A 9,389-nucleotide genomic window follows, 5' to 3' on the forward strand; every position below is an offset into this window, starting at 1 on the left:
GCGCAGCGTACCTGCCGCGATGATGTCGTCCAACTTGTCGGCCTGAGCCAGGCTGGTCAGTGCGGTGGCGGCCAGGAGGCCGAAGGCGAGGACCGAAGTCTTCATAATTACACTCTCTCCCTGAGTAGGTTCGTCAGATGACGCCGGCGCACTATTTCGCGTCAGAGAGCGTAAATCAATTCAAAAATACAAGGCGTATACAAAAAGTATATGAATGCGGCATTTCGGCGCGGCAGCGGGCAGGCCTTCCCACCGGAAAGCCCGCCCGCGTCTGCGAGCGCGCTGGATCAGCCCTGGAAGTCCTCGGGCAGCAGGCCTTCCGGCATGTTCTGGTAGGAAACCGGGCGCAGGAAGCGGCGGATCGACATGGTGCCGACGCTGGTGGCACCGAAGTTGGTCGAGGCCGGATACGGCCCGCCATGCACCATGGAATCAACCACTTCGACCCCGGTCGGGAAGCCGTTGACCAGAACCCGTCCAGCCTTGCGCTCAAGCACTGGGAGCAAGCGGCGGGCGGCTTCGAGGTCACCAGCATCCATGTGGATGGTCGCGGTCAGCTGGCCGTCAAAGCGGCGCACTATCTGCTCCATCTCGTCGAGCGAGTCGACCCGGACCACCAGCCCGAGCGGCCCGAAGACCTCCTCGCCCAGAAGATGGTCGGCGACGAACTGCGCGCCCGTGGTCTCGAACAGGTTGGGCGTAGCGCTGCGGCCCGACGATTCGGTCATAAGCAGCGGCTTGACAGTGTTGCGCGTGGCAAAGCGCGCCGTGCCTTCATGATAGGCCTTGGCAATGCCGTCGGTCAGCATGGTCTGCGGGCCGACCTTGGCGAGCGCTTCGGTCGCAGCACTTATGAAACGGTCGGCGTCAGAACCATCGATCACCACAGCAATGCCGGGGTTTGTGCAGAACTGGCCGGCGCCCATGGCGAGCGAACCTGCCCAACCCTGGCCCAGCGCCTCGGCCCGCGCCTTCAGCGCCTCGGACATCATCATCATCGGATTGACTGAGCCGAGTTCGCCGAAGAACGGGATCGGCTCTGGCCGCCCTGCACACAGATCAAACAGCGCGCGTCCGCCGGCGAGCGAACCGGTGAAGCCCACCGCCTTGATCAGCGGGTGCTGGACCAGAGCGTGACCGACCTCGCGGCTGCCGCCCTGGATCAACGCAAAAACCCCTGGGTGAACACCGGTCTTGCGGATAGCGGCTTCAATGGCCTGTGCGATGATTTCGCCCGTGCCGGGGTGCGCTGAGTGGCCCTTCACCACGACAGGGCAGCCGGCAGCAAGTGCTGCCGCCGTGTCGCCGCCAGCGGTCGAGAAAGCGAGCGGGAAGTTCGAGGCACCAAACACAGCCACCGGTCCCACTGGCCGCTGAATAAGCCGGATCTCCGGGCGCGGTGCGGACTGGCGATCGGGCAGAGCCGCGTCCAGGCGACGGTCGAGATAATCGCCCTTTTCGATATGTTCGGCGAACAGCCTGAGCTGACCGGTCGTGCGGCCGCGTTCGCCCTGAAGGCGCGCTTCCGGCAGGCCGGTTTCCTGACTACCGATCTCGGTGATAGCATCGGCGCGGGCCTCGATCTCCTCGGCGATAGCGCGTAGGAAGGCAGCACGCTCCAGGCGCGACGAATTGGCATAGCTCCAGAAGGCGTCCTCGGCTGCTTCGCAGGCGCGGTTGACCAGATCCACGGTACCGGCGGCGAACTGATGCACCGGGCCATGCGCCGGAGCGTTGGCGAACGTGCCGGCACCATCGAGCCATTCGCCCGCGACGAGGTGTTTTCCTTTAGGGGTGAAGGCCATATGAGGTTCCTTTCTCGATACCCGGTGCGCGGCTCGCCGACGAACTACCTGCGGTCGATTTGCGCTTGTCGAATATTTGTATACTCTATGTATGCAAAATTTCAACCACGTTGCCCGTCCTCGGGCTGGATCAGCATGAGAGAAACGAAATGAGTGAGACCACTGTCCTGTCCGTCAACGCGCTGCATGAGCGCGTTGAGGCGATCTTCCGCAAGGCAGGGCTGAACGCCGTCCAGTCGGGCGCTCTCGCCCGCGTGATCGTCGCTGGCGAGAGAGACGCCTGCAAGTCGCACGGCATTTACCGTATCGAAGGCACCCTGCGTACGGTGAAAGCTGGCAAGGTCATGCCGGACGCCGTGCCGGAACTGTTGCTGCAGGAAGGTTCAGCCATCGTCAGGGTCAACGCCAAAAGCGGCTTCGCCAACCCGGCCTTCGAGCTTGGCCTACCGGCGCTCACTGAGCGCGCCCGTTCCTTTGGCCTCGCGGCCCTCGTCATCAACGATTGCACCCATTTCTCCGCTCTCTGGCCCGAGGTCGAGGCCATCACCGAACGAGGTCTTGCCGGTCTTGTCATGTGCCCCAGCTACGCATCGGTGGCACCCGCCGGTGGCAACAAGCCGTTGCTCGGAACCAACCCCTTTGCCTTCGGCTGGCCGCGCGAGGATAAGCCACCCTACGTCTTTGACTTTGCCACTTYGGTCGCCGCGCGCGGCGAGATCGAGTTGCACCGCCGTGCCGGAAAGCCGTTGCCCGAAGGCTGGGCCATTGATGCTGAGGGCAACCCGACGACCGATCCGTCGGCAGCACTCGCCGGCGCCATGCTGCCCTTCGGCGGGCACAAGGGCTCGGCCATCGGCACGATGATCGAGCTGCTCGCCGGCATCATGATCGGCGACCTGACCAGCCCGGAAGTGCTGGAATATCTCGGCACAACCACGCTCGCCCCGCCGCATGGCGAACTCATCCTGGCCTTTTCGCCGCAAGCTTTCTCCGCCGGCCGTCCCGGCAATCCCTTTGCCCGGGCGGAGACACTGTTCGAGGCGATCGCCGGCCAGGGTGCCCGCCTGCCCTCGCAGCGCCGCTATGTCGCGCGCGCCAAATCCAAGGCCGACGGCATCGTGCTCACCGCCGCCGAGATCGAGCACCTCGACCGCCTGCTCGCACAAGGGCTCGACGCCGTTTCATAGGAAACGGCCACTCAAGGGCGAGATGCGCCGTCAAGCCTCAGCCCAAATAGAAAGGCCCTCCCGATCGCTCGGGAGGGCCTTTTCGTTTCCAGGGGTATGGATCAGCCCTTGTACTTCTCGACCGCGCCGGGGAGCTTGCTCCACTCGCCATACCAGCTGTTGAACAGCTTGAACTGCGCCTCGCAGTAGCCGCGCTGGCTGTCGGTCAGTGCATCGGTCTCGTTGAAGTGGAGCGTGTACTCCTTGTCGCCCTTCATCACCATCATGTGCTTGAAATAGAGGACGAGATCGGCGCCTTCGTCGAAGGACGACAGCACGGCCAGCGCCTGCTCCAACTCTAGCGCGCGCTGGCGGGCATCAACGTCACCGGCGGCAGCTGCCTGCGACAGGTTGCAGAGGTGGATCACTTCCTTCGGTAGCACGTTGCCGATGCCCGTGATGGCACCAGTCGCGCCGCAGTTGACGAAGCCATGGAAGACGGCGGTGTCAACGCCAATCATCAGGGAAACGCCGTCATCGCGGCTGGTGATGTGCTCGGCGGCATAGCGCATGTCGGCATTGCCGCCGAATTCCTTGAAGCCGACGAGGTTCTTGTGCTCGGCACGCAACGCGAAGAACAGGTCGGCGCGGGTGGCGAAGCCATAGTAAGGGCTGTTGTAGATGACTGCGGGCAGATCAGCAGCCGCCGACAGAATTGCGCTGAAATGCGCCTTCTGGGCGGTGAGCGAAGAACCACGCGACAGCACGCGGGGGATGACCATGAGGCCCTGTGCGCCTACCTTCTGGGCGTGCGCCGAGTGGGCCACCGCCGAGGCGCTGTTGATGCCGCCGGTGCCGACGATGACAGGAATGCCCGCCTTCACCAGGCGTTCCACGCCCTCCATGCGCTGGGCGTCCGTCAGTAGTGGCCAGTCACCCATGGAGCCGCAATAGACGACCGCCGACATGCCCTGCCCGATCAGCTCCTTGCCCTTGCGGACGAGCGCGTCGAAGTCAGGGGTGCGATCCGCCTTGCAGGGGGTCATCAGGGCGGGAATTACTCCGGTGAAAATCTTCGCCTTCATCTCAAACTCCTCTGGGCCAGTGAAATCGGCACGACCGCCACGCCAAAACGACGCCGTATCCGTGCCCTCGCCGTCGATTATACGCTTTGCATTTTATTTGTCGACAAGAATTCGAGGGCAACTTACAACGCCACTTCAAGCCTCTCATTGCGGGTGAAAAGCTTCTGGATCTGGTCCACGATCTGCTCGGCATGCGCCTTGGCCAGCCGGTCGGCGGCCTCGACGTCACGCGCGGCGATGACTGCGATCATGTCTTCATGCTCGTCGACGAAGCGCTGCGGCAGCCGGTCGTCGTAGGACTGGTAATAGAGCCTGAGGATACGCCGCCCCTCGTCGAGCAGCCGATTGAACAGGCTGGAGAAATAGGGATTGCGCCCGGCTTCCGAGATCGCCTGGTGCAGAGCCGCGTTGGTGGCGATCATGGCGAGTGCGTCCTGCGCCTGCACGGCGGCGGCAAACTCGGCCTGGTGGGCGCGAATGATCTTGAGATCGTCGGCGCGGTGATGTTGGGCCGCCAGCCGCGTCGTCACGCGGTACATCAACACCAGCGCGTCGAAATAGGTGTGCATATTGAGAAAGTCGATGTTCGACACCATTGTCGAGCGGTTGGGCAGCGTAGCGATCAGCCCCTCGCCCGACAGCCGTACCAGCGCCTCACGGATCGGCGTGCGCGACATCTTGAAACGCTCGGCCAGCTGCACCTCGTCGATCGGGCTGCCGGGCGGCAGGACCAGATCAAGGATCTCGTCGCGCAGGAGGTCGTAGACGACCTTTACGCCTGAGCCTCGCTTGCGTTCGGGAATGGAATTGATTTCGGTCTTGGTCATCTGGAATCCTTTTGTCGACAAGAGAAATACTTCTCCCTGCCTCGTGGATCAACAGTGATATGGCTTGGATGTTGGCCTCGGGCGTAACCGCGTGTGCACGAAAGCATCCACTGCTGAGGAAGTTCAGCGGTACCAATTGAGTTTGTGCAGACGCGAGTTGCTTGGCTCTTCATACCAAAGAAGCGGTCCAGCACCCGTGGATGCCGGACCTCTTCCTCTAGTCTAGACTACCGAGCAAGCCCCAACTCGAGTCCGATTGACCACCCCATTCCCTAGGAAGCCAACAAAAATAGAACAAGAAAACAATTCAGATATTTTCATAAATCAATTGAAATGGATTCATATTCCTGTACATTTTGATTGCTAGCTGATGCTTCGTACCCCGCCACCACCCCCCGCGGGGCATTGTCTAGCACCCTTTGGGGGGCGCCTGGATCGCCCCAGGCTTGCCCCCTTTCAGTTTTTTGAGCATCTCACCACCTTCATACCAACGAGCGCTAGTTCTATTGCTGCCCTGGGGAATATCGCCACAGGGTCCACGACGGTGGCTCTCACGAAAGCTTCACCCGAGTGATGCCATCATGGCCGATCCGAACGCGAACTGCGAGCGGCTCTACACCTCGTTGATCCAGATCAACTCCATACCCGATGGCTGCGATTACCTTCTTCAATCATCGCGAGACGGAGAAGGCGCGCATTATGGCCGAGACAACAGCCCCCAGCCTGGATGAGACATTGATCGCACGCACACAGCTGGGCGCGGACGACGTCAATCCGACCGCTCCAAATCAAGACCAGCCCCTGGCAGCAGAAACAGCGATCAGCCTTGCCGACGCGGCTCCAGCACCATCGTTGAACGAACATCACATCGACATTCCTTCACTTCGGAGGAACCCCGAAGCCATACGTCACACCTTTGAAACAGGCGAGTATCCGTATCGCGCCGGACTGAGCAACAAGCTCTATCTGGAGCAGATGGGTCGCCTTCAGGTCGAACTCCTCAAGGCCCAAAGTTGGGCCAAGGAGACCGGCCAGAAGATTGTGGTCCTGTTTGAAGGACGCGATGCTGCTGGGAAAGGCGGCACGATCAAGCGATACATGGAACACCTCAATCCGCGCGCTGCCAAGGTCGTGGCGCTTGAAAAACCAACCGAGCGCGAAAGGACGCAATGGTTTTTTCAGCGCTACCTTCAGCATCTTCCAGCAGCAGGCGAGATCGTGTTTTTCGACCGCTCCTGGTACAACCGCGCTGGCGTCGAGCGGGTGATGGGGTTTTGTTCGCCCAATGAATATCTCGAATTCATGCGCGAATGCCCTGAACTCGAAAGGATGATCGTTCGCTCCGGCGTACGGCTGTTCAAATACTGGTTTTCGGTAACCAAAAATGAACAGGCGCGCCGCTTCACCGAGCGCGAGACGGATCCGTTGAAGCAGTGGAAACTGTCACCGATCGATAAGGCATCCCTTAGCAAGTGGGACGAATACACTGAAGCGAAGGAGGCCATGTTCTTTTTCACCGACACGGCTGACGCGCCTTGGACCATCATCAAATCCGATGACAAGAAGCGGGCGCGATTGAACTGTATGCGGCATTTCCTGAACGCGTTGCCCTATCACGGCGATGGCCCACGCAGCGTGGAAGCCCACGATCCGCTCATCGTCGGCGCCAGCGCCCACGTCATCGGACGCGACGGGACGATCCTCGGCAAGACGCTTCACCCGGAAAATCGCCGCACCTCCCGCTGAGTTTCGGCCGGCGGTCCATTTGTAATTGGGTCACTGGCGCGGCATGCCCTTCGGGCGCATATTCCGTTTTTGGGCGGCGATGCGGAACGGGGCGTTCGGGGCGCCGTAGCCTTTGTAGCCGCCGCGACGTTCGACGATCTCGAAGATGAAACCTTCGCCCCAGGTCGGCGCGTAAAGCTGGAAATATTCGCCACCCTCATCGCGGTCGTAGAGCATGTTGTGCTCGCGCAACCTGTCGGCCAGTTCCGGCTCAAGGCCGAAACGCGCTTCCACATCGTCATAATAGTTGGGTGAAATCTGCAGGGGTTCGAAGCCGCGCGCCCTCAGGGCGGCAGCAGTTTTGAAGAGGTCGTCGCAGGCAAAGGCGAGATGCTGCACGTTCGAGCCGAAACTTTCGGCGATGAAGTGGCCGGCAAGGGTACGCCGGTTCTCCGCACCGTTGAGCGTCAGTCGCAGCGCGCCGTCGTCACTTTCGATTGCCTGGCTGCGAACGATGCCAGAGGGGTCGATGACGTCGACCAGCGGCGCTTTGCGCGTCTGGAAGATTGAGGTGTAGAACAAAAGCCAAGTCAGCATCTCGCCGTGATCCATCGTCTGCCCGACATGATCGATGCGGGTCAGCCCGGTCGACGTGACTGGCGTGTCGCCGTCCAGTGAACGGAATTCGACCTCCCAGACGTGCGATAGCTGCGACTTGTCGTCGATGAAGTAGAGCACGCTGCCGCCGACGCCGCGGATAGCCGGTATATGAAGCTCGCCTGAACCGACAGGCTGTTCGAACGGATCGGCGCCAAGCTTGCGTGCGCGGTCCACAGTCGCCTGAGCATCTTCCACCTTGAGCCCGATGGCGCAGACGGAGGTGCCATGCACCAGGAAAGACGAATGGGCGAAGCCTTCGCGCTCGGTGTTGACCACGACATTGATATCGCCTTGCCGGTAGAGCGCGACGTCCTTGGAGACGTGGCGGCTGATCTTGCTGAAGCCGAGGCAATTCAAAAAGCGGTCGAGTTCGGCAGCACCGGCCTGATCGGCAGCGAATTCGACAAACTCGACGCCATGTGTGGCGATGCGGTCCGGCATATCGGGCATCGAGACTTTCAATGCGGGTTCCGCGCGACGCACCTGGTCCATCAGATTGACCAGGGAGCGGCGCCCATCAACGGCAATGGACTTGGCCGCCCCGCCCCGGAACGCGTCGTTGAATATCTCGAGCGAGAGGTAGCCGTCGTAGCCGGTCGCTGAAACCGCCTGCATGAATTCGCGCACCGGCAGGTCGCCTTCGCCAGGCATGTTGCGGAAGTGGCGGCTCCAATAGAGCAGGTCCATGTCGATCGCGGGTGCGTCGGCGAGCTGGACGATGAAGATCTTGTCCTTGGGTATCGAGCGTATCGAGGAGACATCGATGCGGCGCGCCAGGGTGTGGAAAGAATCCAGGATCAGGCCAATGTTGGGATGGTCGGCGCGGCGCACGATCTCCCAGGCGTCGCGGTGGTCGTTGACGTGCTTGCCCCAGGCGAGCGCTTCATAGCCGACATGCAGGCCGCGTTTGGCTGCGCGCTCGCCAAGTTCGCGAAAGTCGGCCGCCGCGCGATCGATGCCGCCGAGCGACACCGGCGACACGCTCGAGCAGACCAGCATCAGGTCGGTGCCAAGCTCGTGCATGACATCGAACTTGCGTTCTGCGCGATCGAAGGCGCGGCCGCGCTGCGGTTCGGGCAGACCTTCGAAGTCGCGAAACGGCTGGAACAAGGTGATGGCAAGACCAGCGTCTCGCGCCATCTTGCCGGCGTCGGCTGGCGAACCATCAAAGGCGAGGAAATCGTTTTCGAAAATCTCGATCCCGTCGAAGCCAGCTGCGGCAATGGCCGCCAGCTTCTCGGCAAAATCGCCACTGATAGAGACCGTTGCGATCGAAGTTTTCACCTGATCCTCCCACATGGGCGCAATGTACGAACTAGTTCGTTTACAATATGCGTATGCGTAAGAGGTATCAAGCTGTGTCTACTTGCGAGCTCAGGCCGCTTCGCACATCACGAAGCGAACCACCATATCGACCGAATTGCGCCTGAGCCGCGCCAATTGATCTTCCGTGCCAAAGTCGCGGCCAAAGATCTTGGAGAAGGTCRCCCGGTTGGAGACATTGAAGAAGCACAGCGCGCTGACCTGCCAATGCAGTTCGACCGGGTCGATGCCCTCTCGAAACACACCGTCCGAGACGCCACGTGCATAGATGCGTGCAATATGGTCGATGGCCGTCACATTCAATTCGCGAATGGCTTCTGAGCGTTCCAGAAACTGGCCGTGGTGGATGTTTTCGATCATCACCATGCGAATGAATTCTTCATGCTGGTGGTGATGGTCGAAGGTGAATTCGACGAGTCGCGACAGCGCTTCAACAGGGGAAAGGCCTTCGATATCGAGCTTGGCTTCGCCTTCGCGAACCAGCCGATAGGCGTTTTCCAGCGCGCTGAGATACAGGCCTTCCTTGTCGCCGAAATAGTAGTAGATCATGCGCTTGCTGGAGCGGGTGCGCGCTGCGATCTCGTCGATGCGGGCGCCCGACAGCCCATTCAGCGCAAATTCTTCCGAGGCGATTTCCAAGATGTTCTGCCGGGTGCCTTCGGGGTCCTGTGTGCGTGTCGCAGCACCCTTTGCCTTGCGCGGGCTCTTGGGCTTGTCCGCCTTCATTTCACTGTCCATCACGCCCCTCGGTTCTGGTCGTTGACTAAACTAACCAGTTCGTACATTGTGCATCAAATC

Annotated in this window: 7 protein-coding genes and 1 pseudogene; 2 read left to right on the forward strand and 6 right to left on the reverse strand. The window is 61.0% G+C overall.

The genetic code is table 11. The features are described 5' to 3' along the window. Positions 1-105 (reverse strand): annotated as a pseudogene (locus AC1DWF_RS27480) (transporter substrate-binding domain-containing protein); the annotation flags it as partial. A gap of 182 nt (positions 106-287) precedes the next feature. Then, the gene (locus AC1DWF_RS27485; protein WP_476789466.1) at positions 288-1,805 is read right to left on the reverse strand and encodes an aldehyde dehydrogenase (NADP(+)); all 1,518 of its coding nucleotides are present in this window, start codon (positions 1,803-1,805) and stop codon (positions 288-290) included. A gap of 149 nt (positions 1,806-1,954) precedes the next feature. On the opposite strand from AC1DWF_RS27485, the gene AC1DWF_RS27490 reads away from it, so the two are divergent. Then, complete coding sequence (locus AC1DWF_RS27490; RefSeq protein ID WP_476842286.1) at positions 1,955-2,992, forward strand: Ldh family oxidoreductase; 1,038 nt, start codon at positions 1,955-1,957, stop codon at positions 2,990-2,992. A 101-nt stretch (positions 2,993-3,093) separates the two neighbouring features. Here the strand turns inward: AC1DWF_RS27490 and AC1DWF_RS27495 are convergent, their stop codons facing one another. Together AC1DWF_RS27495 and AC1DWF_RS27500 are read right to left on the reverse strand one after the other, a co-directional pair. Then, positions 3,094-4,056 (reverse strand): dihydrodipicolinate synthase family protein, encoded by a 963-nt coding sequence (locus tag AC1DWF_RS27495; protein WP_476786960.1) that lies wholly within the window; start codon positions 4,054-4,056, stop codon positions 3,094-3,096. A gap of 122 nt (positions 4,057-4,178) precedes the next feature. Next, on the reverse strand, positions 4,179-4,883 hold the full coding sequence (locus tag AC1DWF_RS27500; protein ID WP_476788486.1) for a GntR family transcriptional regulator: 705 nt from the start codon (positions 4,881-4,883) through the stop codon (positions 4,179-4,181). A 648-nt stretch (positions 4,884-5,531) separates the two neighbouring features. On the opposite strand from AC1DWF_RS27500, the gene ppk2 reads away from it, so the two are divergent. Continuing rightward, positions 5,532-6,629 carry a polyphosphate kinase 2 gene (gene ppk2 / locus AC1DWF_RS27505; RefSeq protein ID WP_476786962.1) on the forward strand — a complete coding sequence of 366 codons (1,098 nt, stop codon included), beginning with the start codon at positions 5,532-5,534 and terminating at the stop codon, positions 6,627-6,629. Positions 6,630-6,659: 30 nt separating this feature from the next. Here ppk2 and AC1DWF_RS27510 read toward each other — a convergent pair whose 3' ends face one another. Next, positions 6,660-8,552 carry a bifunctional sugar phosphate isomerase/epimerase/4-hydroxyphenylpyruvate dioxygenase family protein gene (locus AC1DWF_RS27510; protein WP_476788485.1) on the reverse strand — a complete coding sequence of 631 codons (1,893 nt, stop codon included), beginning with the start codon at positions 8,550-8,552 and terminating at the stop codon, positions 6,660-6,662. Positions 8,553-8,642: 90 nt separating this feature from the next. Next, entirely contained in the window at positions 8,643-9,317 is a 675-nt protein-coding gene (locus AC1DWF_RS27515; protein ID WP_476842287.1) for a TetR/AcrR family transcriptional regulator, read from the reverse strand. Positions 9,318-9,389: the final 72 nt, after the last annotated feature.

The organism is Aminobacter sp. P4_D5, assembly GCF_056401815.1.